At 59.9% G+C, this 25283-nt stretch carries 23 protein-coding genes and 1 tRNA gene; 15 read left to right on the top strand and 9 right to left on the bottom strand.

The window, feature by feature from the left end:
- Window positions 1-52: 52 nt before the first annotated feature.
- From nifN to ACVWZJ_RS04615, 6 genes are read right to left on the bottom strand one after another with little or no spacing between them, the layout of a single operon-like run.
- A complete protein-coding gene (gene nifN / locus ACVWZJ_RS04640) occupies window positions 53-1390 on the bottom strand; it encodes a nitrogenase iron-molybdenum cofactor biosynthesis protein NifN (protein ID WP_011432072.1) in 1338 nt (445 codons plus the stop codon).
- A complete protein-coding gene (gene nifE, locus ACVWZJ_RS04635; RefSeq protein WP_011432073.1) occupies window positions 1390-2784 on the bottom strand; it encodes a nitrogenase iron-molybdenum cofactor biosynthesis protein NifE in 1395 nt (464 codons plus the stop codon). Before nifE ends, nifN begins: the two co-directional genes overlap by 1 nt.
- The gene (locus tag ACVWZJ_RS04630) at window positions 2775-3134 is read right to left on the bottom strand and encodes a Mo-dependent nitrogenase C-terminal domain-containing protein (protein ID WP_011432074.1); all 360 of its coding nucleotides are present in this window, start codon (window positions 3132-3134) and stop codon (window positions 2775-2777) included. Before ACVWZJ_RS04630 ends, nifE begins: the two co-directional genes overlap by 10 nt.
- A 3-nt stretch (window positions 3135-3137) precedes the next feature.
- Window positions 3138-3362 carry a DUF2949 domain-containing protein gene (locus tag ACVWZJ_RS04625; protein WP_011430659.1) on the bottom strand — a complete coding sequence of 75 codons (225 nt, stop codon included), beginning with the start codon at window positions 3360-3362 and terminating at the stop codon, window positions 3138-3140.
- Window positions 3363-3404: 42 nt separating this feature from the next.
- Complete coding sequence (locus tag ACVWZJ_RS04620; protein WP_011430658.1) at window positions 3405-3950, bottom strand: ferritin-like domain-containing protein; 546 nt, start codon at window positions 3948-3950, stop codon at window positions 3405-3407.
- Window positions 3951-4004: 54 nt separating this feature from the next.
- A complete protein-coding gene (locus ACVWZJ_RS04615) occupies window positions 4005-4298 on the bottom strand; it encodes an Asr1405/Asl0597 family protein (RefSeq protein WP_011430657.1) in 294 nt (97 codons plus the stop codon).
- A 771-nt stretch (window positions 4299-5069) separates the two neighbouring features.
- Here ACVWZJ_RS04615 and nifB point away from each other — a divergent pair.
- The 13 genes from nifB to ACVWZJ_RS04550 all read left to right on the top strand — a co-directional run bounded on the left by nifB (window position 5070) and on the right by ACVWZJ_RS04550 (window position 17000).
- Entirely contained in the window at window positions 5070-6506 is a 1437-nt protein-coding gene (gene nifB, locus ACVWZJ_RS04610) for a nitrogenase cofactor biosynthesis protein NifB (RefSeq protein WP_414332068.1), read from the top strand.
- Window positions 6507-6531: 25 nt separating this feature from the next.
- Window positions 6532-6825, top strand: a complete 294-nt coding sequence (gene fdxB, locus ACVWZJ_RS04605; protein ID WP_414373898.1) for a ferredoxin III, nif-specific — start codon at window positions 6532-6534, stop codon at window positions 6823-6825.
- Window positions 6826-6864: 39 nt separating this feature from the next.
- Complete coding sequence (nifS, locus tag ACVWZJ_RS04600; protein WP_457394910.1) at window positions 6865-8064, top strand: cysteine desulfurase NifS; 1200 nt, start codon at window positions 6865-6867, stop codon at window positions 8062-8064.
- A gap of 59 nt (window positions 8065-8123) precedes the next feature.
- Window positions 8124-9062, top strand: a complete 939-nt coding sequence (gene nifU / locus ACVWZJ_RS04595) for a Fe-S cluster assembly protein NifU (protein ID WP_457394907.1) — start codon at window positions 8124-8126, stop codon at window positions 9060-9062.
- A gap of 255 nt (window positions 9063-9317) precedes the next feature.
- Entirely contained in the window at window positions 9318-10196 is an 879-nt protein-coding gene (nifH, locus tag ACVWZJ_RS04590) for a nitrogenase iron protein (protein WP_011430651.1), read from the top strand.
- Between the two features lie 95 nt (window positions 10197-10291).
- Entirely contained in the window at window positions 10292-11755 is a 1464-nt protein-coding gene (nifD, locus tag ACVWZJ_RS04585; protein ID WP_457394904.1) for a nitrogenase molybdenum-iron protein alpha chain, read from the top strand.
- A 65-nt stretch (window positions 11756-11820) separates the two neighbouring features.
- Window positions 11821-13356, top strand: coding sequence for a nitrogenase molybdenum-iron protein subunit beta (gene nifK, locus ACVWZJ_RS04580; protein WP_457394901.1), 1536 nt, complete (start codon window positions 11821-11823; stop codon window positions 13354-13356).
- A 253-nt stretch (window positions 13357-13609) separates the two neighbouring features.
- Window positions 13610-14797 (top strand): homocitrate synthase, encoded by a 1188-nt coding sequence (gene nifV / locus ACVWZJ_RS04575; RefSeq protein WP_011432084.1) that lies wholly within the window; start codon window positions 13610-13612, stop codon window positions 14795-14797.
- Window positions 14787-14936, top strand: coding sequence for a hypothetical protein (locus ACVWZJ_RS04570; RefSeq protein WP_011432085.1), 150 nt, complete (start codon window positions 14787-14789; stop codon window positions 14934-14936). The genes nifV and ACVWZJ_RS04570 overlap by 11 nt, the downstream gene beginning before the upstream one ends.
- Window positions 14933-15196 (top strand): nitrogen fixation protein NifZ, encoded by a 264-nt coding sequence (locus tag ACVWZJ_RS04565; RefSeq protein WP_011430646.1) that lies wholly within the window; start codon window positions 14933-14935, stop codon window positions 15194-15196. Before ACVWZJ_RS04570 ends, ACVWZJ_RS04565 begins: the two co-directional genes overlap by 4 nt.
- Window positions 15193-15393, top strand: a complete 201-nt coding sequence (gene nifT / locus ACVWZJ_RS04560; RefSeq protein ID WP_011430645.1) for a putative nitrogen fixation protein NifT — start codon at window positions 15193-15195, stop codon at window positions 15391-15393. Before ACVWZJ_RS04565 ends, nifT begins: the two co-directional genes overlap by 4 nt.
- Window positions 15394-15545: 152 nt before the next feature.
- Entirely contained in the window at window positions 15546-16775 is a 1230-nt protein-coding gene (locus ACVWZJ_RS04555; RefSeq protein WP_011432086.1) for an L-lactate MFS transporter, read from the top strand.
- A 141-nt stretch (window positions 16776-16916) separates the two neighbouring features.
- A tRNA-Leu gene (locus ACVWZJ_RS04550) sits at window positions 16917-17000 on the top strand.
- Here the strand turns inward: ACVWZJ_RS04550 and ACVWZJ_RS04545 are convergent.
- Complete coding sequence (locus tag ACVWZJ_RS04545) at window positions 17001-19184, bottom strand: glycosyltransferase 61 family protein (RefSeq protein ID WP_457394897.1); 2184 nt, start codon at window positions 19182-19184, stop codon at window positions 17001-17003.
- Between the two features lie 193 nt (window positions 19185-19377).
- Here ACVWZJ_RS04545 and ACVWZJ_RS04540 point away from each other — a divergent pair, with 193 nt between their 5' ends.
- Window positions 19378-22071: a phycobilisome rod-core linker polypeptide gene (locus ACVWZJ_RS04540; RefSeq protein WP_011432088.1), complete on the top strand. Its 2694-nt coding sequence runs from the start codon at window positions 19378-19380 to the stop codon at window positions 22069-22071.
- 52 nt (window positions 22072-22123) lie between these two features.
- Here ACVWZJ_RS04540 and ruvB read toward each other — a convergent pair whose 3' ends face one another.
- Both ruvB and psbA read right to left on the bottom strand, forming a co-directional pair.
- A complete protein-coding gene (gene ruvB / locus ACVWZJ_RS04535) occupies window positions 22124-23260 on the bottom strand; it encodes a Holliday junction branch migration DNA helicase RuvB (protein ID WP_011430641.1) in 1137 nt (378 codons plus the stop codon).
- Window positions 23261-23400: 140 nt separating this feature from the next.
- On the bottom strand, window positions 23401-24465 hold the full coding sequence (psbA, locus tag ACVWZJ_RS04530; protein ID WP_011432036.1) for a photosystem II q(b) protein: 1065 nt from the start codon (window positions 24463-24465) through the stop codon (window positions 23401-23403).
- Window positions 24466-24563: 98 nt separating this feature from the next.
- Between psbA and tsaB the strand changes: the two genes are divergently transcribed.
- Window positions 24564-25271 carry a tRNA (adenosine(37)-N6)-threonylcarbamoyltransferase complex dimerization subunit type 1 TsaB gene (tsaB, locus tag ACVWZJ_RS04525; protein WP_011432090.1) on the top strand — a complete coding sequence of 236 codons (708 nt, stop codon included), beginning with the start codon at window positions 24564-24566 and terminating at the stop codon, window positions 25269-25271.
- Window positions 25272-25283: the final 12 nt, after the last annotated feature.

The raw sequence follows: 25283 nt of genomic DNA, 5'->3' as shown, positions 1-25283 counted from the left end.
AACTTGAGGGTTTAGGGGAGCTAGGGGGATCTAGCTCGAAGCTCTGGATCCCTTAGAATCCATGCCCAGAAACCTGGGGTGGGCTGGGGTGACGGGCTTCCTCCTGCTCCATCAGCAGGTTGCCGACAGCAAACAGTTGGGATAGGGTGCCGCGATAGCCCACCTGACAGAGGTGGTTGGCCCCCAGCCGGTCGAAGATAGGGATCCCCATTCGATGCACTGGGATCCCCAGCCGCTTGCCCAGGCGCGCCACGTGGGAGTTGCCCACCAGCAGGTCAGCCCCGGGTGCTAGCTCCTCCAGATCCCCCAGATCTCCCACCCGCACTGCCTCAATGGGAAGGGTGGTCAAGTGGGGATCCGGTGTGGGACTGATGGCCGCCTGGATCTGACAGCCCATATCCAGCAGCCAGTCCACCCACCCCCAGAGCAGATCGGCTTCTAGGGCCAAGGCAATCCGCTGGTTGCCGAAGAAAAAGTGGCAATCCAGGAGGGCATCCTGGACTTGGCTGCGCTGGCGGCGGTAGCGAGAGGGCACCGGCTGCTGGCTGTGATCGGCCAAGGTTGCCAAAAAGGGATCCACAGCCTTGAGACCGGTCAGGTGGGGGAAAACCCGATAGGGGGTGCCAAAGCGCTGGGCCAGGATCTGAGCGGCAGGGCGCATGCTCTCGCCGACAGCTATGGTGAGGCCGGAACGCCCGAGCTGGCGCAATTGCTCAAGGGTGGTGCCGCCGTCTGGGGTCGCCCTAAAGCCGGTGCCCAAGTGTCCGTCCAGGGAACCCGCGGGATCCGGCACCAGGATCGGCTCTAGGCCAAAAGCCTCCGCCATTTCTTTGATCTCCTGGGCGTCGGCAGGGGTGAGGGCAGGCCCGCACAGCACCGTTACCTGGGCAGGGCGGACGGATCCCGACGGCGATTCCGGCAGGGTGCTGACCAAGCTGTTGACGGCGATGGCATAGCCGTCTTGCAGGGATCCTTTAAAGTCAGGCGTGGAGGCCAAGACGATGGGCAGATCCTGCAATTGCGGCTGGCGTCGGCGCAGCTCCCGCAGGATGCGCGGCATATCGTCCCCGCGGGTTTCCGTGAGGCCGGTGGTCAGAAGACCAATCAGCTCCGGCTGGGCCTTCTCCACCAAGGTGAGGATGGCAGCTTCGACATTCTCCTCCCCCCCCAAGATGGTGTCCACTTCGGACATGGCAGTGGTGGACATGGGAATGGCCTCGCGGAAATGACGTACCAGCAGCGCTTTGGCAAAGGCCGTACAGCCTTGGGAACCGTGGAAGAGGGGCAGACAGCCCTTGATCCCCAGAAAGGCCAGGGCCGCTCCCAGCGGAGCGCTGAGTTTGAGGGGGTTGACGCTGAGAGGCTTGCGTTCTTGGATGAGCTGGGCCATCATCCCACCTCCTCTTCGGCTGGAGTCTCCCAGGGGGCAGGCCGTCGCAACTGCTCCCAGATGGGGCTGTGGAGGGCGGCATCGATCTCCCGCGCCAAGTTCACCAGGCCGCGATAGCCGGCATAGGCATGGTGCCGCTCCTGGTTGATGTCCAGAAAGGGGATGCGGGCCTTGAGGGCGGTGTACTGGTTGCGTCCGCCGGCGATGAGCAAGTCCGCTTTCGTGCGCTCCACCACCTTGAGCAGCTCTTGAGGGCTGCCCTTGTCCAAGAGAATGCCATCCTGGCCGAGCAGCTCGCGGATGCGGGCTTTGTCTTCTTCGGTGCTTTTGCGGGTGCTGGTGGCCGTTACCTGCATCCCCAGATCTCGGGCAGCAGAGATGATCGACCAACTTTTCACGCCGCCGGTATAAAGGACAACTCGTTTGCCCGCCAGCCGCTGCCGGTAGGGGGCCAAAGCCGCCTCGGTGGCGCGAGTTTCCCGCTCGATGAGGGCCTCGGTACGCTCCTGCAGTTCGGGATCCTTCAGCCCTTGGGCAATGGCCCGTAGGCAGTGGTTCATCTCCTGCAGCCCGTAAAAGGAAGCCTCAATGTAGGGGATCCCGTAGCGCTCCTGCATCTTGCGGCCCACATTGAGCAGGGCTTTGGCGCAGATGAGGACGTTCAGCTTGGCCCGGTGGGCGGTACAGATCTCGCGGTAGCGGCCATCGCCGGTGATCTTGGCCAAGATGCGGATCCCCAGCTCGTCAAACAGAGGCAAGACATCCCACAGCTCGCCGGCAATGTTGTACTCGCCGATGAGGTTAATGTCGCGGGGAGTGGTGTACTCCGGGGAGGCGGTGCCGATAACATAGTCCAGCAGGGCTTCTCCGGCCAGACGGTTGCCTAGGTTTTTGCTGCCCACAAAGCCGGGCGCATTCACCGGAATGACCGGGATCCCAAGCTGGCGGCTGGCCCGCTGACACACGGCCTCCACATCGTCGCCAATGAGGGCAGTTACACAAGTGAGATAGACAAAAATGGCGGCAGGCTGGTATTTGGCCTGCAAGTCAAGGATGGCCTGGAACAGCTTCTCCTCCCCACCGAAGATGATCTCGTTCTCGCTCAGATCGGTGGTGAAGCCCACCCGATAAAGCTGGGGGCCAGAAGAGAGGCTGCCCCGCGTCCCCCAAGAGTTGCCGCTGCAGGCGATTGGCCCATGTACTAGATGGGCGGCATCGGCGATCGGCACCAGGGCAATCGAAGCCCCGTCAAAGGCACAGCCTCCCTGCGCTCCTCCTGGCTTGGCTTGCTCGGCACAGACTTTGTTTTTGCCTTTGCCGTCTTTCTTGTGGTTGTGCTCGCAGGCGGTCTCGTTGAGCAGCTCCGCCACTTTAGTCCGGCTGATCAAAGGCATGATGGGATCTCCTGAGAAGAGGGGGGCTGGGGTTGAGCCGCAGCTTCGGCCAGATAAGCCGCCGCCCGTAGCCGCAGGGCGATGATCTCCTCGTAGAGGGGGTTGATGCGACAGAGGGCCGGAATGTGGATGGTGCGGGATCCCAGTCGGATATCCCGCTCAAAGGGACAGGAAGCCGGGATCAAACGACAAATCCAACGGGCCTGCCGGGATCCCCGAATTTCAATGCTGTTGAGCCAGCGGCGCGGCCACTTCAGGGCGGATCTGAAAATTGAGTTCAAAACCAGGCCGAGCCATCCCAAAGGGTTGCCGACTCTGGGAAAGGGAAGAGAAGGGTAGGGATAAGTCATGGCTTAAACCTCCGAATGGGTAGAATTGGTAACAAGAGGAGGGGGAGCACACCATTCAAAAATCTGCTCCAGTTGCTCCAAAGAAATCAGCCCGTAATGCCAAAGAATCATGGGCAAAGGGCCCTGTTCACACCCATGCCGTTTCAGGGCGAAGGTGAGGGCGGATTCCGGGATCCCAAGCTCAACTTGCAAAAACTGCAGCAGCGGCGCCCGATCGGGGGTAAGCATGGCAGAGTCTCCCAAAACGAGGGGTGGGCGTAGATGGGCAAGCTAGGATGGGGACAAGCCCAAAACCAAGCTGTCGGCAGCCAGAAAGTGGGCCAGGTGAAAGGCCCGTTCTTCCGTCCGCAGCAAAATCTGCTCGTAGAGGTGACGGGTGGCGCGATCCCCAACACTTTCCGCCAGAGCCGCCTGGCGACGCAGCAGATCGATCAGGCTTTGCTCGGCCCGCAAATCCGCTTCCAGCATGGGCCGCACGGCCAATGCATCGTCCCCTTCCGGGCTGAAGCAGCACAGCTCCGCCAGCTTGGCAAAGCTGGAGGCCGGGATCCCACCCAGGCCGTTCAGGCGCTCCCCCACCTCATGGGCGTGGTTCTGAACTTCCTGTAGACTTTCGTTGAAAAATTGATGAATTGAGTAGAACTCTGCTCCTTCGACAACCAGATGGTGCTTCAGATACTGCAAATACAGCCCCTGAAGACTGGCCCAAACTAGGTTGAGGCCCTCGCAGATGGGAACCGTGATCTCCCGTCCCAGGTGAACGGGGTTGTCTCGGACTTGTTGGAAGGAGCGAGTCGAGGGGGATGGAGTGCTCATTGGCGCTACCAAAACGAGGTGAACAGGAGAAGCAAGGAGGCAAACGGCAGAGGTTCAGGGGTGGTCATCCCCTCCTGCAGATCTCTCAGGGGGATCCCAGGTTTGGAGAGACCAGCAGCGATCCAACCAATTCAGCCAGCCAGAGCGGTCAAGGGCGAAAAGGCGGAGCACACTGTGGACGAGGAGGGCTTCGGTGGGGGTGCGAATCATCACCCACAGTTGGCCGGTCGGGGTACAGCCACAGGTCAAATCCAGCTCCTGCAGACGGTAGAGAATCCGCCAGCGATCGCAACGGGGCACCTGCAGCACTTCAGCCGTTTTCGGTGGGGGAGAAACAAGGGGGGACATAAGCTCACCGGTTGGGAAGCAGGAGGGAGTCTCAGCAGAGGGCAGAACCGTTGGGTTTCTGTTCCCCCGCTTATATCCCCCGCTTATAGCAAGCGGCTGCAGGGGCTCAGGCTTGGCAGCGGGCGATCAGGATTGATTGAGTTATTGCCGATGTACTCAAACCCTGGAAGCTTGGCCCAGAGGGCAAAAAAAGTTTTTCTGAGGGCAGGGGGTTGAGTCTTTTGCCCGCAGGGATCCGGTATTTTTGGGGAAGGGTATGGGTATTTGAGCGAGTACATCCCCCCTGTCACAACAAGAAAGTCCGACGGCCTGCCGCCGCAATAGTCTTCACTTCCTTGGCGAGGACTTTGCCCCAGGGGGATCTTTCCTCAAACTCAAACGGCTATTTTCAATACACTTTTGGGCTGATACGATATTAAATCGTAGCAATTGATGCAAAACGCAGCCGAGGCTGCGGCGCTTGAGTGCATCTGAGCAGATTTTTAGTATTTCCTAAGCATTGCCCCAAGCCCTTGTCGAATCAGGGATTTCGGGGATCCTCCCCACAGCCGGATCCCCCGCCCCTTTGGGTCAAAATACGGCATCCCCGGCCTTGAAAAACCAGACCCTTGACCCCTAAAAAAAGTTGGATTTGGCCTGCCATCAGGCTTTGCAGGTCTTGAGTACAAAGCCAATAAACTCGATCAGTTCTACCGGGCTGAGTGCAACGGAGCGGGCAGAGGGCGGTTGATATAACCGCCAGTAACGTTCTATCCCCTGGTTGACCCCACTATGCCGCCCCTTTCAACTCCGCCCCGCCAGGGATCCCCTTCCCCATCGGCCTGCGCTTGCAGCAGCAGCCCCCGCCAGGCTCTCCCCCCTCATCTGCAGCAACGCATCGCCACCCATCCCTGCTACAGCGAAGCAGCTCACCATCACTACGCCCGCATGCACGTGGCGGTAGCCCCCGCCTGCAACATCCAGTGCAACTACTGCAACCGCAAGTTCGACTGTGCCAACGAGAGCCGGCCCGGTGTGGTCAGCGAGCTGCTTACCCCGGCGGAAGCCGCCCACAAAGTGCTGGTGATTGCCGGCAAGATCCCGCAACTGACGGTGGTGGGCATTGCTGGGCCTGGGGATCCCTTGGCCAACCCCAAGCAAACCTTCGAGACCTTTGCCCGCATTGCCGAGAAAGCTCCGGATCTCAAGCTTTGCCTTTCCACCAACGGCCTGATGTTGCCGGACTACATCGACGAGATCAAACGGCTGAACATCGACCACGTCACCCTGACCATCAACATGGTGGATCCAGAGATCGGAGCCAAGATCTACCCCTGGATCCGCTGGCGGCGCAAGCGCATTCGAGGGGTGGAGGCAGCCCGCATCCTGCACGAACGGCAGATGGAAAGCCTGGATCTGCTGCGGGAGGCAGACATCCTCTGCAAAGTCAACTCCGTTCTCATTCCCGGCATCAACGACACCCACCTCTTGGAAGTGAACCGGGTGATCCAGGAGAAAGGGGCTTTCTTGCACAACATCATGCCCCTGATCTCGGCGCCTGAACACGGCACCTACTTCGGCCTTATCGGCCAGCGGGGCCCCACCCCTCAGGAGTTGAAAGCCCTGCAAGATCGGTGCTCCGGCAACATGCGGATGATGCGCCACTGTCGCCAGTGTCGGGCGGACGCGGTGGGCCTTCTGGGGGAAGACCGCAGCCAAGAGTTCACCAAGGAGCGCTTTATGCAGATGACCCCCGAGTACGACCCCGAAAAACGCCGCCAGGTCCAGGCAAGCATTGCCCAACTGCAAGCTCAGCAGCAGGCAGCCCCGACCCACTGGACAGCCGACCTGCCTCCCGACAGCCCCTCCATCCTGGTGGCCGTGGCCAGCAAAGGCGGTGGCTTGGTCAATCGCCACTTCGGCCATGCGCGGGAGTTTTTGATCTACGAGGTCAACGCCCGTGGGGCGCAGTTTGTCGGCCACCGCAAGATCCCGCAGTACTGCCACGGGGGATCCGGCGAGGACAACAACCTAGAGCAAATTCTGGATCTCATCCGGGATTGCCGAGCTGTATTGGTCTCCAAGATTGGCGATTGCCCCATGAAGCGTATTCGCGAGGCCGGCATCGAAGTGGTGGAAGACTACGACCTCATTGAAACGGTGGCCCTCAAGTTTTACCGCACCTGGTTGGTCAACCAGGCCCTGGACAGCAAATCTTCCCGATCTTGAGACCTCATCTTTTGGAGACGCGGCTATGGCTACTGCAACTGCTCTCACCAAAGGCGGACTGCCCTGGATCCCACAGTTTATCGAAAGCCTGGATATCACCCGCTGCCTCGGCTGTAGCCGTTGCCTCAAGGTCTGTGGCCGGGGTGTGTTCGCCCTCAGAGCCCTCAACGAAGACGGCGAGTTTGTCGACAACGAAGAGGAAGAAGAAAGTGAGCGCAAAGTGATGACCATCCTCAATGCCGCCCTCTGCATCGGCTGTCAGGCTTGCGCTCGCATTTGCCCAAAGCAGTGCCATTCCCACGCTCCGCAAGCCGTTTAACGTTGCCCAACCCCTACCTTGTATCGATTCGGAGCCTGTATGAACCCCGTGATCTACCTGGACAACAACGCCACCACCGCCGTGGATCCCCTGGTTCTGGAGGCGATGCTGCCCTATTTGCAGACCTTCTACGGCAACCCCTCCTCGATGCACAGTTTTGGCGGCCAGGTGGGGCGTGCCCTTAACCAAGCCCGCGAACAGGTGGCAGCCCTTCTGGGAGCCGACCCGACGGAGATTGTCTTCACCAGTGGCGGCACCGAAGGCAACACCACGGCCATTTATGCAGCCTTGGCAGCCCAACCCCAGAAGCGCCACATCATCACCACGCAGGTAGAGCACGCCTCGGTGCTCAACGTCTGCAAGCACCTGGAAAAACAAGGCTACCGCGTCACCTACCTCTCGGTGGATGAGCAAGGCTGCCTGGACTTGCTGGAGTTGGAAGCAGCCCTGACCGGCGATACTGCCCTGGTGAGCTGCATGGCCGCCAACAACGAGACGGGCGTGCTCTTCCCCATCGAGGCGGTGGGATCCCTGGCTCGCAGCTATGGGGCTGTTGTCCATGTGGACGCAGTACAGGCGGTGGGCAAGATCCCTCTCGATCTGCAGCGCCTGCCGGTGGATCTGCTCACGCTTTCCGGGCACAAGCTGCATGCCCCCAAGGGGATCGGCGCTCTCTATGTGCGGCGGGGCTTGCGCTTCCGTCCGTTGCTGCTGGGAGGGCATCAGGAGCGAGGCCGCCGCGCCGGGACGGAAAATGTGCCGGGCATCATCGCCCTGGGCAAAGCGGCTGAGCTGGCCCAAGCCCACCTGGGAGATCCCCATGAGCGGCTGCTGCGGGATCGCTTGGAGCAGGGCTTGCTGCAGCGGATCCCGGATATCCAGGTTAACGGCCACCCCACCCGGCGGCTGCCCAACACCACCAACTTGGGCTTCAAGTTCGTGGAAGGGGAAGCGATCCTCTTCTGGCTGAACAAATACGGCATCTGCGCCTCCTCCGGCTCCGCCTGCACTTCCGGATCCCTGGAGCCCTCCCATGTGCTGCGGGCCATGGGCCTGCCCTACACCGTTTTGCACGGCTCAATCCGCTTCAGCCTCTCTCGCTTTACCCAGCCGGCAGAGGTGGAGCGGGTGCTGGAGGTTTTGCCGGGGATCATCGAGCATTTGCGGGCCATCTCCCCCTTCAGCCACGAGGCGGAAGACTGGCTGCAACAGCAGGAGCGGGAACTGGCTCGCCGCTGACCGCCCGGCTCAAACTCATCTTCGCTCGACCGTTAGCATCCTCAACTCAGGATCCAGCCATGTGGGACTACAGCGAAAAAGTTTTGGAACTCTTCTACCACCCCAAAAACCAAGGGGCGATGGATCCCAGCTCCGAGCCTGGTGTTCGGGTGGTGGTGGGAGAAGTGGGCAGCATCACCTGCGGCGATGCCCTGCGGCTCTACTTAAAGGTGGACGAGGCTAGCGAGCGGATTTTAGCTGCCAGCTTCCAAACCTTCGGCTGCACCAGCGCCATTGCCTCTTCCTCGGCCCTGACGGAGCTAATCACCGGCCTCACCCTGGATGAAGCCCTGCAGATCGACAACCGCCAAATCGCCGATTACCTGGGCGGCTTGCCCCCCGCCAAGATGCACTGCTCGGTGATGGGGCAAGAGGCTCTGGAGGCAGCCATCTACAGCTATCGCGGCCTTCCTCTGCCTGACCACACGGATGATGACAGCGCTTTGGTCTGCTCCTGCTTTGGCGTCAGCGAGCAAAAGATCCGCCGCTTGATCCGGGAAAACCACCTCACCTCCGCTGAGGAAGTAACAGCCTACAGCAAAGCGGGTGGTGGCTGTGGTTCCTGCCTGGCCCAGATTGAAGACCTGATTGCCGCCGTTCTGGCCGAGACCGACACGATCCCTTCAGAAGATTCAAGAAATTCAAAAGGGAACTCCCAAAACCAGACAGAGCCCTCTCCTGCTGCTCCCCCTCCTGTCTCGGCAACAGCGACACCCCCTCCCCTCACCACCTTGCAAAAGATCGCCCGCATTCAGGCCGTCCTGGAGGAGGAAGTTCGCCCGCTGCTGTTGGCCGATGGCGGCGATGTGGAGCTTTACGACCTGGAAGGGGATCAGGTGTGGGTGCGCCTCAAGGGATCCTGCACCACCTGCCCCAGCCAGCAAAACACCCTGCGGTTGCTCATCGAAACCCGCCTGCAAGAACAGGTGTGGCCCACCTTAACCGTGCATGCCCTCTAGTTCCCCATTCTCGATAAGCCTGAGAGCCCTATGAACTGCCCCACTCCTGCTTGCCATCGCTTTTCACATCCCCTGCTTCGCTCCGGGAGGGCTCCACCGCTCGACCGGTTGACTTCCGGATCCTGCAAGGGTTCGAGGCTGCTTTCCCCTGAGCTGAAACCCTTTCGAGTCAGGACTCCGTCCCGCTGAAACGACCAGTTGCACCCGTTTGCAAGAGATTTCTAACCCTTGAGTCTTAATTAGGAGACCTGAACCATGAGACAAATTGCATTCTACGGCAAAGGCGGTATCGGCAAATCCACCACCTGTCAGAATACCGTTGCCGGTATGGCCGAATTGGGGCAGCGGATCATGATCGTCGGCTGCGACCCAAAGGCCGATTCCACCCGCCTCATGTTGCACTGCAAAGCCCAGACCACCGTCCTTCACCTGGCGGCTGAGCGGGGATCCGTAGAAGACGTGGAGCTGGAAGAAGTGGTGCTCACCGGCTACCGAGGGGTGCGCTGCGTGGAATCCGGTGGCCCCGAGCCTGGTGTTGGCTGTGCCGGACGAGGCATCATCACCGCCATCAATTTCTTGGAAGAAAACGGTGCCTACGAGGATCTGGACTTTGTCTGCTACGACGTGCTGGGGGACGTGGTCTGCGGCGGTTTTGCCATGCCCATTCGGGAGGGCAAGGCCCAAGAGATCTACATTGTTTGCTCCGGCGAAATGATGGCCATGTATGCGGCCAACAACATCGCCCGCGGCGTGCTGAAATACGCCTACTCCGGCGGCGTGCGTTTGGGTGGCCTGATCTGCAACAGCCGCAAGGTGGATCGCGAGATCGAGCTGATCGAAGCTCTGGCCGAAAAGCTCAACACCAAAATGCTGCATTTCATCCCCCGCGACAATGTGGTTCAGCACGCAGAATTGCGCCGCATGACGGTGATCGAGTACTCCCCCGACTGCAACCAAGCTGACGAGTATCGGGCCTTGGCCAAAAAGATCATCAACAACACGGATCTGAGGATCCCCACCCCCATCTCTATGGATGAGCTGGAGCAGTTGTTGATAGAGTTCGGCGTTTTGGACGACGACCAGAAAATCGCCCACCTCATCGGCAAAACCGAAAAAGAGTTGGCCCCTGTCTGATCCCCGAAAAGACGGGCTGGGGGTAGCTGGTTTCCTCCCTCAGCCCCCCCTCGCACTGTGGCTTTTATCCATGACACCCAATAGCTGAGGTTCTCATGACTACTCTGAAAAGTACCCTCAAAGAGGAAACCCGGAAAATCGTAACGGAGGTTCTGGAAACCTACCCCGAAAAAGCTCAGAAAAAGAGAGCTAAGCACCTCAACGTCTATGACGAGGGCAAAGCAGATTGCGGAGTAAAATCTAACATTAAATCCATCCCCGGCGTCATGACCACCCGCGGCTGTGCTTACGCCGGTTCCAAAGGAGTGGTGTGGGGGCCGGTCAAAGACATGATCCACCTCAGCCATGGCCCCGTGGGCTGCGGCTACTACTCCTGGTCGGGAAGGCGCAATTACTACGTCGGCACAACCGGGGTAGATACCTTCGTTACCATGCAGTTCACCTCCGATTTTCAGGAGCGAGATGTGGTGTTCGGGGGGGACAAAAAACTGGCCAAACTCTTGGTGGAAGCCAGCGAACTCTTCCCCTTGGCCAAAGGCATTACCATCCAGTCCGAATGCCCCGTCGGCTTGATCGGGGATGACATCGAGGCAGTGGCCAAGAGAGTTTCCAAAGAAATTGGCAAGCCGGTGGTACCGGTGCGCTGCGAAGGCTTTCGGGGGGTTTCCCAGTCCCTGGGCCACCACATTGCTAACGATACAGTGCGGGACTGGGTTCTGCCCATTGCCGACAAGAAAGCCAAGGAGGGATCCCTCAATTTTGAGCCCGGCCCTTATGATGTGGCCCTGATTGGGGACTACAACATCGGCGGCGACGCCTGGTCTTCCCGGATTTTGCTGGAGGAGATGGGCCTGCGGGTAGTGACCCAGTTTTCCGGCGATGGCACCTGGAACGAGATGCTGCTTGCCCCTCGGGTGAAGCTGAATCTCATCCACTGCTACCGCTCCACGAACTACATCTGCCGCCACATGGAGGAAGCCTACGGGATCCCCTGGCTGGAGTTCAACTTCTTTGGCCCCACCCAAATTGCCAAATCCCTGCGGGCCATCGCCCAGCGGTTTGACGAGACCATCCAGGCCAAGGCAGAGCAGGTGATCGCCAAGTACAAGCCCCAGAGCGAGGCCATCATTGCCAAGTACCGTCCCCGCCTGGAGGGCAAGCGGGTGATGCTGATGGTGGGCGGACTGCGGCCCCGCCACGTCATTCCGGCCTTCCGGGAGCTGGGCATGGAGGTGATTGCCACCGGCTACGAATTCGGCCACGGCGACGACTACAAGCGCACCACCCAGTACATCGACGACGGCACCCTCATCTACGATGACGTGTCCGGCTACGAGTTTGAAGAATTTGCCAAGAGGTTGAAGCCAGATCTCATCGCCTCCGGCATCAAGGAGAAGTACGTCTTTCAAAAGATGGCTTTGCCCTTCCGCCAGATGCACTCTTGGGACTACTCCGGCCCCTACCACGGCTACGACGGCTTTGCCGTGTTCGCTCGCGATATGGATTTGGCTTTGAATAGCCCCACCTGGGATCTGGTCAAAGCCCCCTGGAAGTCTTAGCTTGCAGCCGGGATCCCAGACGCCAACGGCCCTTCCTTCCCCTGCCCCTCATTAGGAGACCGACCATGCCGCAAGATATCCAAGACATCAAAGATCATGCCCGCCTGTTTCAAGATCCGGAGTATCAGGCGCTTCTGCAGTGCAAGCAAACCTTTGAAGATCTCCCTTCCCCGGAAGAAGTGGCCCGGGTGGCCGAATGGACAAAATCTTGGGAATACCGGGAGAAAAACTTTCAGCGGGAAGCTTTGACGATAAACCCTGCCAAGGCTTGCCAGCCCTTAGGGGCCATCTTCGCCGCTGTCGGCTTTGAGGGAACTCTGCCCTTTGTCCATGGATCCCAGGGGTGCGTGGCCTATTTTCGCACCCATCTCACCCGCCACTTTAAGGAGCCCTTTTCGGCGGTCTCCACCTCGATGACGGAAGATGCGGCGGTGTTTGGCGGCCTCAAAAACCTAATCGAGGGACTGGAAAATGCCTACGCCCTCTACAAGCCCAAGATGATCGCCGTGTGCACCACCTGCATGGCGGAGGTGATCGGGGATGACCTGGGGGCCTTCATCACCACGGCCAGAAATGAGGGAGTGATTTCCCGCGACTTCCCGGTGCCCTATGCCCACACGCCAAGCTTTGTGGGATCCCACATCACCGGCTATGACAACATGCTCAAGAGCATTCTCAGCACCCTCACCGAGCCGGTGGGCCGCACAGGCAGCAATGGCCACATCAACGTCATCCCTGGCTTCGATACCTACGTGGGCAACTTGCGGGAGATCAAGCGCATCTTCGGCTTATTCGGGATCCCGCTGACCCTGCTGGCGGACAACTCCGACTATTTGGATTCGCCCAACGACGGCACTTTCCACATGTATCCCGGCGGAACCCCTCTGGAGGTGGCCGCCCAATGCTTGAACGCCGAGGCCACTTTTTCCTTCCAGCGCTACACCACGCCCAAGACCCTGGAGTTTCTAGCAGAGGCCTCGGGTCGGCCCACCCTGACGGCGCGGCCAGTGGGTATTCGGGGCACGGATGAGTTTTTGATGCAGCTATCTCAGCTAACCGGCAAGCCCATTCCCCCCGAGCTGGAGATCGAGCGGGGCCGGGCGGTGGATGCTTTCACGGACTCCCAAGCGTGGATCCACGGCAAGCGGGTAGCCCTGTATGGGGATCCGGATCTGGTGATGGGCTTGCTCAGCCTGTTGCTGGAGCTGGGAGCGGAGCCGATCCATGTGGTGGTGACCAACAGCAACGAGGAGTTCGAAGCCGAGGCGCGGGCACTGCTGGCCTCCAGTCCCTATGGGCAGGGGGCAACCGTCTGGGGGGGCAAGGATCTCTGGCATCTGCGCTCTCTGATGTTCACCGAGCCGGTGGATCTGCTGATCGGCAATTCCTACGGCAAATACCTGTGGCGGGATACGGGCACACCTTTGGTGCGCATCGGCTACCCCATCTTCGACCGCCACCATCTGCATCGCTATCCCACCTATGGCTATGTGGGGGCGCTCAACCTCCTTAACTGGCTGGTCAACACCCTTCTGGATGAGGCAGATCGGCGCAGCATCATCCCCGGCAAAACCGACATCTCCTTCGACTTAATTCGTTGATGGCCAGAGCAGCGGGATCCCAAAGGCCGGACTTTGTCGGACTTTGTCAAGGATCCCCTGCTCCAAAGACTCCACCCCGCTAAGAGGAACAGCCAAGCCTTACAGGAATCTGATGAATTCTGCGGCAACTTGGTTGAGCTTTCTACCCTGGACATGATTGCCCTGACGCAACCGGGGTCCCGCTAGCGGTGCGGAGCACCATCGACGGTTACCGATTGCCTAGGCGGGCCGTAGGTCTTGGAGGATGGATCCCATGAATTCCTCTATCACCATCAACGACACCACCCTACGCGATGGGGAGCAAGCGGCAGGGGTAGCCTTCCAAATCCCCGAGAAAATCTCCATTGCTGCCCTCTTGGATGCCATTGGCGTGCCCGAGATCGAGGTGGGGATCCCGGCCATGGGCGCCGTGGAAACGGAAGCCATTCGCGCCATGCTCAGCCTGGGGCTGCGGGCCCACCTGCTGGGGTGGAACCGGGCTGTGCCCAGCGATATCCTCGCCTCTATTCGTTGCGGCCTCAAGCGGATCCACATCTCCGTGCCGGTCTCGGATCGGCAAATCGCTGCCAAGTTCCAAGGGGATCGCCCTCGGCTGCTGCGACAGTTGCGCCAATGCGTGGAGATGGCCTTGGAGCAAGGGCTGTGGGTCTCGGTGGGGGCAGAAGATGCCAGCCGCACCCCCCTGGAGCAGGTGATCGAGTTGGCCCAAATGGCCCAAAGCTGGGGCTGTCGGCGCTTCCGCTACTGCGATACAGTAGGCGTTTTGGATCCCTTTAGCACCTACAAGCAGATTCGCCGTCTGGTGCGGGCCATCGATATCCCTGTGGAGATGCATACCCACGACGACCTGGGCATGGCCACTGCCAATGCCTTAGCCGGGATCCGCGCCGGCGCTCAGTCGGTGAACACCACCGTCAACGGCTTGGGGGAACGGGCCGGCAATGCCCCCTTGGAAGAGGTGGTGATGGCTTTGCGCTGCACCTTGGGGATCGATGTTGGGGTGGATACCCGCCGTTTGCGGGAGCTGTCTCAACAGGTGGCACGGGCCAGCGGTGCTCCCCTCCCCCCCTGGAAGGCCATCGTTGGCGACAACGCCTTTGCCCACGAGTCGGGCATTCACGCTGCAGGGGTGCTACGGGATCCCCAGACCTATGAGCCTTTCCCACCAGAGGCGGTAGGCAGCCAGCGGCGGCTGGTGTTGGGCAAACACTCCGGCCGGCATTTGCTGCTCCAGATCCTCAAGGAACAGGGGATCCCTGTCGAGCAGATCCCACCTGGCCAACTGGAAAAGCTCCTGGAACAGGTGCGGCAGCACGTCACCCACTGCAAGCATCCGATCCCACCGGCGGAACTGGCCCGTTATTGCCGCGCAACGCTGACGCAATGGGCGCAACACACTCCAGAACCCATCCCAGAGGAGAGCCATCCCGATGTTGTCTAACCGCTTGTCCGGAAAGGAAACTTCCAAATCTCAGGCCATTTTGGCAGCCGTGTCTCGACGGGCGCGCCAAGTAGGCCGCAGCCTAACCCGCCAAGAGCTTTGTCAGGTGCTGGCAGAAATCACAGGAGGTACCCCATGAGCGACGAACTGGAGCTGGATCGCCCTCCCCAATTTGAGCTGGGCGACAAAGTCCGCATCCGTAAGGTCATCCGCAACGATGGCACCTTCTTCGGCCAGCCGGTGGGGAAAATCTTGGCCGTTCCGGGCGACGAAGGTTACGTGATTTCCATTGGCACCTTTCTACAACGGTTTTACGTCTATGCCGTCCACTGCTTGGCCAAAGGCTTGGTGGTGGGGTGCCGTGCCCAAGAGCTGGAACTTGTGGAGAAAGGGCTATGAAAGTCATCCTGCACGAAAGTGCCTACGGGCATTTGATGGTCTACGTTCCCAAAAAAGATCTGGAAGAATCGGTTGTGGCCACCCGTTCAGAGGCCGGGGAAACCATTTTCACCTTGAGCAACGGTTGGGAATTGTCCATCCCGGAGCTGCCGGAGCCTTTGTCTCTGCCCAAGACGGTAGAGGCCAAACGCCTCTAGCCAACGGTTGGCTGAACAATTCAAGCAATTCTATTCCTATCGGCTCATCCCCGAAAGGGCTGAGAGAATGGGTTGAACTCAGCTCCAACAAGCTCTAGATACCCATGAAAAGGGTTGGATTCCCCGTTACTTTGTATGGACAACCGGCCCATATGGGGAGATGGCTTTTCATCCTCCAGGGGCTCCTGGTTCTTCTTTGCTTGGGAACCGTCTATTCCTGGAGCATTTTCCGCAAGCCCCTGGAAACAGAGCTGGGGATTGGGGCCAGTGAGAGCCTGCTGCCCTACACGGTTGCCCTCGTGTTCTACGCTACCCTCATGCCCATCACAGGGTTTGTCATCCCCCGCTGGGGATCCCGCCGAGTACTGGCTCTGGGGGGCAGCTTGGTGGGTTTGGGCTATGGGCTGGCTAGCTTTGCCCCTTCTATTGGGTGGATCACCCTCTGCTATGGGGTGATTGCCGGTAGCGGAGTAGGGGTTGCCTATGGGGTGCCGATGGCCGTGGCAGCCCGTTGGTTTCCCGATTGCAAGGGATTGGCCGTGGGATCCACCATTGTCGGCTTTGGCCTATCCCCCCTGCTCACTGCTCCCCTGGCCAACTGCTTGATCGAGGCACTGGGGGCTCGGCCTACGCTGCTGATTTTGGGGATCCTCTTTGCAGCGGTGATCTTGGGGATCGCAACCCAACTGAGATTTCCTCCCCCCGATTGGATCCCTTCCTCACCTTTTCCAAGAAAATCCACGAATGGCCCAGATCGCTCTCCGTTGACTTCTCGGCGCTCTCTCCCTCTGCTGAGAAACCCCTCCTTCTATGGCCTGTGGATCTGCTACGCCATCGGCACTCTGATCGGTTTAAGCGCCATTGGGATTTCTGGTCCTGTGGGGGAAGAGCTGATCGGCCTGGATCCCCCTGCGGCTGCCAACAGCGTGGCTCTCTTCGCCATTTTCAACGGGCTCAGCCGTCCTCTGTTTGGCTGGTTGGCCGATCGATTACATCCCCATCAGGTCACTACGGGCTCCTATGGGCTGATCCTGCTGGCCTGTGGGCTAATGCTCCTGCCTCCTCAGGGATCCCTTCTGGCCTACTGGGTAACTTTTTCCTTGCTTTGGTTTTGCCTGGGGGGGTGGCTGGCCATGGCTCCCGCCCTGACCCTGCGCTTGTTTGATCCCGAACGCTACGCCCAGAACTACGGCATTGTGTTTACCGCCTATGGAGTTGGGGCCTTGGTGGGAACGATGATCGCGGGGCAAATTCGCGATAGGCTGGGCAGCTATAGCTATACCTTTTATGGGATGGCCGCCTTGGCGGTGGTGGGGATCTGGGTGGCCAACGCTTTTTTGAAGGAGAAGCGGAAGTTAACGCGGCAGGGATCCCATAAGTAGAGGCAGCAATCTGGCGCTAGGCACTGCTAGCGCGAGCGGCGATTTCATACTCCCCACTGCAAGGCTGAGTGAACCAACTTAAAGACTTGCCCCCCCACGGCGAGCAGTTTGGTAGAGTAGTACGGCTATTGCCGACAGATTGGGATCGTGGCGGAATGGTAGACGCTACGGACTTAAAATCCGTTGTTCCTCAAGAACGTGAGGGTTCGAGTCCCTCCGATCCCATTATCCCCTGATCCCTGTCTGTTCCAGCACATTCAGCAAGTCCGGGATCCGAACCCAGGCATCTTCTCGATCCAAATCGGGGCTGGAAAGAAGAGCCACCAAAGCCGGATCGCAAACAGGCGCCACCAAGGGGAAATACCTTAACCCTGCCACCTGAGCAATACTCCAAAAATAGGGAAGCACTGCATTGCTGGGCAAGATCTCGATGACGGTGGTGCCGGGTGGACAAAAGGCGAGGTTGGTCAGGCCCGCCCCGTGGATCCCGATCACTGCCTCTGCCCCTTGCATTAGGGCTATTTGCTCGGGAAGAGAGAGGGTTTCCATCTGCACCGGTACAAATCCCCAGGGGCGCAAGCAGGCCAGCACCTCCGCTTCGTTGATCACCCGCCGCCAGCGGGCAGAGCGACGGCTGATGTAAATCCGCCGCGGTTGTAAGGGGTCAATGGATAAACTCGGCTGGGCCAGTTGCCGCAGCACCTCCAATCCCCTAGGCGTCAAACACCCCACCGGAGCGCCTGCTGAGGGCACGATCAGGTTCTGGGCTTGCAGATGGGATCCCCCCAACTGCTCAAAGCTGAGGATGCGCTCGGCTGGGATCCCCAAAGCAGCCAAGCTCTGCACCTGAAAGGGCTTTCTTTGATACCCGTGGATCAAGATGGGGATGTCCTTTTCCAGGGCGCCCGACCGCTGCAGGATATCGAGGGCCGGCAGAATATCCACCATCCAGTGAAAGTAATTAACTGCCCCCAAGGGCAAAAGGGCAACGGGGCCATCCAGTGGGATCGGTGGGGGGAGATGGGGCAAGCCCAGCAGGGGGTGGTGTCGCAGGTGATCTGGCCTGTAGTCCCAGTCGAGGAACTCCGGCGGCGGCAAGCTCAGGGATAGATCGGCGAGCAATTCTCCCCGGCGGGTGAGCACCCCGCTGGCAAAGCTGGCGTAGAGGTGGCGGGGATAGTGGCCCACGTGGACGGATCCTCGGGGGATCTGGGCGACAAAGGTCTCTGCCAAGGGGATGCGCTGCGGGCGCAGCTTTTGCAAAATGGCGGGATCAGCCGCAGGGGGCGCTTTTAGACAGAGAACCCCCCCTGGATCCAGCAGTTGGTAGTCCCCTTCGCCCGTGGCCTGATGCCACTGTCGGGTGGTGAGGTAGCCTTGGGTTGGCACTGGCCAGAAGTCAGTTGTAGGGGGAGTGCTCTGGGAAAAGGAGTCTGCTGGAGGGGCAACGCCTTCTGGAGCCCAACGCTGCCGCCAAGCCGAGTACAGCAGGCAATCGGGGCCCTCCCCTCTGCATGCCTGCTCCAGTCCAGACCGCAGAGGGCTTTCTCCGCCGCTGCCCTCGCACCACGCCTGCACCCAATTCCGTTCCGCTGCCACCGCTCGGCAAACCTTCTCCCAAGCCGCCTCAGGGTGAGCCAACCGCACTTCCGCTTCCGCCCAGTAGCTGTAGAGCTGCGCTGTCCCGGTGCCCCGCGCCTCAGCCGCCTGGAAACACCCCACAGCCTGAACTGGATCCTGCAGATCCAGCCACGCCAGGCCCATCTGTACCCAGGGATCCCCCCACTCAGGGCGCAGCCGCGCAGCCTCCTGCAGAGGGGAAATCGCCTCTCGCAAACGGCCCAGCTTCATCAGGGCCAAGCCCCAGCGCCAAAAACTCTCTGCCGCCGTCGGATCCTGCTGGCAAGCCCGCTCAAACCACTCCGCTGCCGCAGCCCACAGCCGGCTCCGCTCTTGGGTCAGGCCAATGCGGTGAGCAGCCAAAGCCTGGCCAGAAGACAGCTCCAGCTGTCCATCCCCCAACTCCAGAAGCTGCCGATACAGAGCTGCTGCCTGCGGCCAATGGCCCTTCTCCCACAGGCTTTCCGCCAAAGCCTGCAAGCTCCTCAGCAGGTGGTAGACGGCCTCGGATTCGGCCACCCCCCCCGCTTGCAGCATTGCCAAGCCCTCTTGCCACACCAGCTGCGCCTCCAGTTCCCGACCCAGCAGGAGATAGGCGGCTCCCAGCTCCCAATACAGCTCTGGAGAGGGGGATCCCTGCTCGAGCTGTTGCTGTAAAACCTGGGTAACGCGTTCGTAATGTCCCTGCTCCCAATCCTCAAGGAGAAAAGCGGAAGACAACAGATGGGAGGGTAGAGCTGGGTTGAGAGCCATGTCTTTGTGGATGAGAAACAGTGTTACAAACTGCAACAACCTCCCCACTCTGGGCCCGTGCCCCTAGTATTCTAGGCTTGGCTTCCCCCTCAGGGATCGGGCATCGATCCTTCTCAGCTTAGAGAGGGATGCTCCTCCAGTCGTGGGTCAGCCTCTTCACCCCCTTCGATGGCACTGTCCTCGGCCTTTGTCGGCAGTTTTTTCGATCAAAACGGAGTTTAAAAGATCGATGGGTATCAACGTATCCGCTGGCGCAGTCGTTTCCAACCCCCGTCTCTACCAAACCGTGCCTGTATCGACCATCTCCCAGGCGGAACAGCAGGATCGCTATCTGGGACGCACCGAGCTGGATCGCCTCGAGGACTTTTTCTCCAGCGGCCTGAAACGGCTAGAGATTGCCGAGGTCATTGCGGCCAATTCGGAAATCATCGTCAGCCGGGCAGCCAACCGCATCTTCACAGGGGGCTCGCCCATGGCCTATCTGGAGCGGCCAGAAGCGACCCAAGACGAGAAAGAAGCCTTCAAGCTGGGTACTGCCTTCTACGTGGAATCCACCGGCGGATTCATTGAGGCCATCCGCAACATCTTTAGCGCCAGCGGTGTGGAGATTCCCCCCAATTTCCGCCCCATCAACATCTCCCGCTACGGAGCTGCCAACATGCGCAAATCGCTACGGGATCTGAGCTGGTTTTTGCGCTACGTTACCTACGCCCTGGTGGCCGGGGATCCCAGTATCATCGCCGTCAACACGCGCGGCCTGCGGGAGATCATCGAAAATGCCTGCTCCGCCGAGGCCACCATTGTCGCCATTCAAGAGATGAAGCGGGCAGCGGCTGGCTACTTCCGCAAAGATGCCGAAGCAGTTGCCATCATCAACCAATACTTCGATGTTTTGCTGAGCGAGTTCATCGCTCCCGCCCCTTCCGACAAGCTGCGGCAGCGCAATGCCAGCACCGCCGACGGGATCCCTCTGCAAGGGCTGCAGCTACCCCAGATCTACAACTTGGCTGCCGAAAAAGTTCCCGTTTTTGCCATGAAGCCGGGGCTGTCCAACGCCGAGAAAGAAGAAGTCATCAAGGCCGCCTACCGGCAGGTGTTTGAGCGGGATATCCGCCGCGCCTACGGCCTCAAGCTTTCCGACCTGGAGTCGAAGGTGAAAAACGGCGAGATCTCCATGAAGGAGTTCATTCGCCGCCTGGGCAAATCGGAGCTGTATCGCAAGCAGTTCTACGAGCCTTACATCAACAGCCGCGTCGTGGAGCTGGCCTTCCGCCACTTCCTGGGGCGGGCTCCCGAAACCCGCGAGGAAGTGCAGACCTACTTCTCCATCATCTCCAGCAAGGGTCTGGCTGGCCTGGTGGACGCGCTGGTGGATAGCCGCGAGTACGGAGACTACTTCGGCGAAGAGACGGTACCCTACCTGCGCAAGCTGGGGGTAGAAGCGCAAACCAGCGCCAACTGGGGGGCCAAATTCGACCTCTACAACTACGCTGCCCCCCGCCGCAAGGTGCCCCAGTTCATTACCCTCTTTGCCCGCTACAACCGGCCCCTGCCGGATCAGCATGCCTATGGCTCCGGCAATGACCCGCTGGAGATCCAATTTGGGGCCATCTTCCCCAAGGAAACCCGTTCCCTCAGCGCCCGCCCTGCTCCCTTCAACAAAGATGTCAAGCGCATCCTCATCCGGCGCGGCTTTGCCCTGACCAACGAGCGCACCAATCCCAGAGCAGCAGGGGATCCCGGCAGCCTTGGCCCCAAAGTCTTCAAGCTCACCCAAACTCCCGGCGATCGCAGCCGGCGGCTAGGGGTGCGGGCGGGGATTGTTGGCAGCGAAGTCTCGACGCAAGCGGTGATCCGCGCCTGCTACCAGCAGGTGTACGGTTACATGCCCTACGAAGGCCAACGGCTAACCCGTTGGGAGATCAAGCTGGAGTCGGGGGAAATTCCCGTCAAAGAGTTTATTCGCCAACTGGCCAAGTCGGATCTCTTCCGCAACAAGTACTGGTCCAGCTTGTATGTCTGCAAAGCCATCGAGTTCATCCACCGCAAGCTACTGGGCCGACCCACCTACGGACGGCAAGAGATGAACCGCCTGTTTGACATTGCCTCCAAGCAGGGGTTCTACGCGGTGGTGGATGCCATCTTGGACGGCGAGGAGTACCAGCAGGTCTTCGGGGAAGATATCGTGCCCTACGAGCGCTACCTCACCCCCGGCGGCCTGGCGCTGCGGCGGATGCGCCCCGGCTCCACCGACATGGCAGTGACCAAGCCCATTCGCACCGACGACGACATCCCTCTCTTTGTCAAGTTGGGTCAGCCTCGGGATATGCCTTCCGGCGAGCTGGAAATCCAGCGGCGGGCCCAGCAGGGGGTGCCCAAGGTACGCCAAGAGATCCCTGTCTTCAAGCTCACCAGCCTGGCCAACAAAGCGGAAGTCAACAACCTCATCCGCGCCGCCTACCGGCAGGTCTTCGAGCGGGATATGGACATCTACAACATCAGTGCCGAGCTCAGCTCCGCCGAGTCCAAGCTGCGCAACGGCGAGATCACCGTCAAGGAGTTCATCGAGGCCCTGGGGTGTTCCGAGCTGTACCGCTCCGAGTTCTATGCCCCCTATCCCAACACCAAGGTGATCGAGCTGGGCACCAAGCACTTCCTGGGCCGTGCTCCTCTCAACCAGCAGGAGATCCGCAAGTACAACCAGATCTTGGCCACCCAGGGGGTGAAAGCCTTTGTGCGCGCTTTGCTGAACACCCAGGAGTATCGGGATCTCTTCGGCGAGGACACGGTGCCCTATCGCCGCTTCCCCACCTTGCCGGCGGCCAACTTCCCCAACACGCAGGAGCTGTACGGTCGCCTTACCAAGCAAAACCGCGAGCTGGTGGTGCCCAGCTTCAGCCCTGTGGGCAATGACCGCAGCTAGATATGGAGCTCTCAACCCCTTCTCTCCTTTTGTGGGAGAAGGGAAAGACGAATTAGCTCCACAAAGGCAGAGGAGACTGGGCTTCATAGCCCAGATGCCGTAGCGCAGCAGGGGTAACCACTCGACCCCGGGGCGTGCGCTGCAGGTAGCCGATCTGCAGCAGATAAGGCTCATACACTTCTTCAATGGTTTGGGGATCCTCACCCGTCACCGCGGCCATCGTCTCCAAGCCCACTGGCCCTCCACCGAACTGCTCCACCAGCACCGTCAGCAGCTTGCGATCGATCCAATCCAAACCCATGGGATCCACCTGGAACAGCTCCAGAGCGGCTGCTGCCACTTCTTGGCTAATGTGGCCATCCCCTCGCACCTGGGCGTAATCTCGCACCCGCTTGAACAGGCGGTTGGCAATGCGGGGCGTGCCCCGAGAACGGCGGGCGATCTCTGCAGCCCCTTCTGGATCGGTGGAGACATTTAAGAGGCGAGCCGTGCGCAGCACGATCTGCACCAGCTCGTGAGGCTCGTAAAAGCGCAGCCGTTGCACGTGGCCAAAGCGATCCCGCAGCGGAGAAGTGAGGGCGCCAATGCGGGTTGTGGCCCCGATGAGGGTAAAGCGTTCCAAGGGCAGAGAGGTGATGCGAGCAGAGCGACCTTTGCCAATGGTGATATCAAGACGAAAATCCTCCATCGCCGGATAGAGCAATTCTTCTGTAACCTTGGGCAGGCGGTGGATCTCGTCAATAAACAACACATCCCCCCGCTTCAAGCGCACCAAATACCCGGCAATGTCGCGGGGGCTCTCCAAAGCCGGCGCGGTGGTCATGTAGAACTGGGATCCCATTTCTGCCGCCAGCACTGCTGCCACCGTGGTTTTGCCTAGACCAGGCGGGCCGTAGAACAGCAGGTGATCCAAGGGCTCTTGGCGAGCGCGGGCCGCTGCAATGGCAATGGAGAGCACTTCTTTAAGTTCCGTCTGGCCAATATATTCCGCTAGGGTGCGCGGGCGCAGGGATTCTTCCTGGGCTTCGCCAGGGTGGGCTTGCGGCTGCAACAGGGCAGAGGGATCCGCTCCCCTTTCCCCAGCAAAGCTCAACTCTCTGCCTTCTTTTCTCCAGGCTGAAGACTTTTGCTGCCGCCGCTTGGGGCCCTCAGCGTTCTGGCCTGTATCCCGAGAAGAAATGATTGCCATATCCCTAAGTCACAGAGGCAATGGCCCCAATTTAACTCTAGAAAAGCTCTGGGAAAGATCACCCCAGCAAAGAGAACAAAAAAATCCCCCAGACCAAGCCGGGGGATCCACCAATGCTGTTGAAGCGTCAGGTCAGGCCATCAGCCACGCACCGCAGGCGCTACCTCCACCGCCGCCAAATCCAGCGGGAAGTTGTGCGCATTCCGCTCGTGCATCACTTCCATCCCCAGGTTGGCACGGTTCAACACATCAGCCCACGTCCCAACCACTCGACCGTTGCTGTCCACAATCGACTGGTTGAAGTTGAACCCGTTCAGGTTGAACGCCATGATGCTGATCCCCAGCGCCGTAAACCAAATCCCAATCACCGGCCAAGCCGCCAGGAAAAAGTGCAGGCTCCGGCTGTTGTTGAACGACGCATACTGGAAAATCAACCGGCCAAAATACCCGTGCGCCGCCACAATGTTGTAGGTCTCTTCCTCTTGCCCAAACTTGTACCCCAGGTTCTGAGACTCCTCTTCCGAGGTCTCCCGAATCAGGCTCGAGGTCACCAACGACCCGTGCATGGCACTAAACAGCGCACCCCCAAACACGCCAGCCACGCCCAGCTGGTGGAACGGGTGCATCAGGATGTTGTGCTCTGCCTGGAACACCAGCATGAAGTTGAAGGTCCCCGAAATCCCCAGGGGCATCCCATCCGAGAACGACCCCTGCCCAATCGGGTAAATCAAAAACACTGCTGTGGCCGCTGCCACGGGCGCCGAGTAAGCCACCGCAATCCAGGGCCGCATCCCCAAACGGTAGCTCAGCTCCCATTCGCGTCCCATGTAGCAGAACACCCCAATCAAAAAGTGCAGCACAATCAGCTGGTACGGACCGCCGTTGTACAGCCACTCGTCCAGTGAGGCGGCTTCCCAAATCGGGTAAAAGTGCAGGCCAATGGCTGCCGAAGAGGGCACTACAGCCCCAGAAATGATGTTGTTCCCGTACAGCAAGGAACCAGAAACGGGCTCGCGGATGCCGTCAATGTCCACCGGCGGAGCCCCAATGAAGGCGATGATAAAGCAGGTGGTGGCAGTCAGGAGGGTGGGAATCATCAGCACCCCAAACCAGCCAATGTAAAGGCGGTTATCGGTGGAGGTGACCCACTCGCAGAACTGCTCCCACACGTTGCTGGTTGAGCGACGTTGGATAACAGTAGTCATGAGGACAAACTTCCCTAAGGAAGTGCGAAGATTGACAACCTAAACTTAAAACATCCGTTAAGTTTCGTCAACCACCTTTTTTGATCCTGAGAGAGGCCATGTCGCTTGTCCGCTGGATTTTAGGGATCCACACCACCACGCCCGTTTTGGGCCTGGCCCTGCTGCCGTTGGAGCCAGGGTTGGGAGAAACCCGCAGTCAGAGCTGGTGGCTGGATCGGGAGATGGCAGCGCAGTTGCACCCCTGCTTGAAAGTCTTCTTGGCCGGTCAAGCTTGGTCGCAGATAGCTGGGATCGCTGTAGCTTTGGGGCCGGGCAGCTTTACGGGCAGCCGTTTGGGGGTGAGCGTGGCCCGTCTGCTGGGCCAGCAACTGGGCATTCCCGTGTTTGGCTACTCGGCTTTGGCCGTCCTCGCCCGCCAGGTGTGGCAGGAGCAGGGATCCCCGCCCCAGCCCTTGACGGTGGCGGTGCAGATGGACGCCAAACGAGGAGAGCGGTATGGCGGCGTGTATCGGGTGACAGAAGAGGGTGTCGCTGCAGAAGTGGCCGATCGGCTCTGGGAGGAAGAGGCTTGGCAGGCAACTCTCCGACAGTGGCCGCAAGCTCTATCCGTGAATGCCGCCGATTTTGTGGATTCTGCACCTGTGGTGGCGTTGGCAGAATTGGCCCGCGCCGATTTTCGGGCCGGATTGCGCCCTCAGTGGCAGGAGGTGTTGCCCCTCTACGGTCGCCAGCCCCCGATTGATCTCAGAGGGCTGAATCGGACTCCGCCTCCCCAGCGCGAACGGAGTGCCCCATCGTCACGGTAATATTGGGAAGTC

The organism is Thermostichus sp. OS-CIW-29, from assembly GCF_054058195.1.
This window is presented reverse-complemented; position numbering and strand designations above follow the sequence as displayed.

Excerpts from the sequence above, each read along its gene's own strand:
- nifV (WP_011432084.1), top strand. The coding sequence starts at position 13,610 with ATGAATTCCTCTATCACCATCAACGACACCACCCTACGCGATGGGGAG.
- ACVWZJ_RS04555 (WP_011432086.1), top strand. The coding sequence starts at position 15,546 with ATGGGGAGATGGCTTTTCATCCTCCAGGGGCTCCTGGTTCTTCTTTGC.
- nifU (WP_457394907.1), top strand. The coding sequence starts at position 8,124 with ATGTGGGACTACAGCGAAAAAGTTTTGGAACTCTTCTACCACCCCAAA.
- ACVWZJ_RS04570 (WP_011432085.1), top strand. The coding sequence starts at position 14,787 with ATGTTGTCTAACCGCTTGTCCGGAAAGGAAACTTCCAAATCTCAGGCC.
- psbA (WP_011432036.1), bottom strand. The coding sequence starts at position 24,465 with ATGACTACTGTTATCCAACGTCGCTCAACCAGCAACGTGTGGGAGCAG.
- nifK (WP_457394901.1), top strand. The coding sequence starts at position 11,821 with ATGCCGCAAGATATCCAAGACATCAAAGATCATGCCCGCCTGTTTCAA.
- nifH (WP_011430651.1), top strand. The coding sequence starts at position 9,318 with ATGAGACAAATTGCATTCTACGGCAAAGGCGGTATCGGCAAATCCACC.
- ACVWZJ_RS04615 (WP_011430657.1), bottom strand. The coding sequence starts at position 4,298 with ATGTCCCCCCTTGTTTCTCCCCCACCGAAAACGGCTGAAGTGCTGCAG.
- nifB (WP_414332068.1), top strand. The coding sequence starts at position 5,070 with ATGCCGCCCCTTTCAACTCCGCCCCGCCAGGGATCCCCTTCCCCATCG.
- fdxB (WP_414373898.1), top strand. The coding sequence starts at position 6,532 with ATGGCTACTGCAACTGCTCTCACCAAAGGCGGACTGCCCTGGATCCCA.
- nifE (WP_011432073.1), bottom strand. The coding sequence starts at position 2,784 with ATGCCTTTGATCAGCCGGACTAAAGTGGCGGAGCTGCTCAACGAGACC.
- ACVWZJ_RS04630 (WP_011432074.1), bottom strand. The coding sequence starts at position 3,134 with ATGACTTATCCCTACCCTTCTCTTCCCTTTCCCAGAGTCGGCAACCCT.
- tsaB (WP_011432090.1), top strand. The coding sequence starts at position 24,564 with ATGTCGCTTGTCCGCTGGATTTTAGGGATCCACACCACCACGCCCGTT.
- ruvB (WP_011430641.1), bottom strand. The coding sequence starts at position 23,260 with ATGGCAATCATTTCTTCTCGGGATACAGGCCAGAACGCTGAGGGCCCC.
- nifN (WP_011432072.1), bottom strand. The coding sequence starts at position 1,390 with ATGGCCCAGCTCATCCAAGAACGCAAGCCTCTCAGCGTCAACCCCCTC.
- ACVWZJ_RS04620 (WP_011430658.1), bottom strand. The coding sequence starts at position 3,950 with ATGAGCACTCCATCCCCCTCGACTCGCTCCTTCCAACAAGTCCGAGAC.
- ACVWZJ_RS04540 (WP_011432088.1), top strand. The coding sequence starts at position 19,378 with ATGGGTATCAACGTATCCGCTGGCGCAGTCGTTTCCAACCCCCGTCTC.
- nifD (WP_457394904.1), top strand. The coding sequence starts at position 10,292 with ATGACTACTCTGAAAAGTACCCTCAAAGAGGAAACCCGGAAAATCGTA.
- nifT (WP_011430645.1), top strand. The coding sequence starts at position 15,193 with ATGAAAGTCATCCTGCACGAAAGTGCCTACGGGCATTTGATGGTCTAC.
- ACVWZJ_RS04565 (WP_011430646.1), top strand. The coding sequence starts at position 14,933 with ATGAGCGACGAACTGGAGCTGGATCGCCCTCCCCAATTTGAGCTGGGC.
- nifS (WP_457394910.1), top strand. The coding sequence starts at position 6,865 with ATGAACCCCGTGATCTACCTGGACAACAACGCCACCACCGCCGTGGAT.
- ACVWZJ_RS04625 (WP_011430659.1), bottom strand. The coding sequence starts at position 3,362 with ATGCTTACCCCCGATCGGGCGCCGCTGCTGCAGTTTTTGCAAGTTGAG.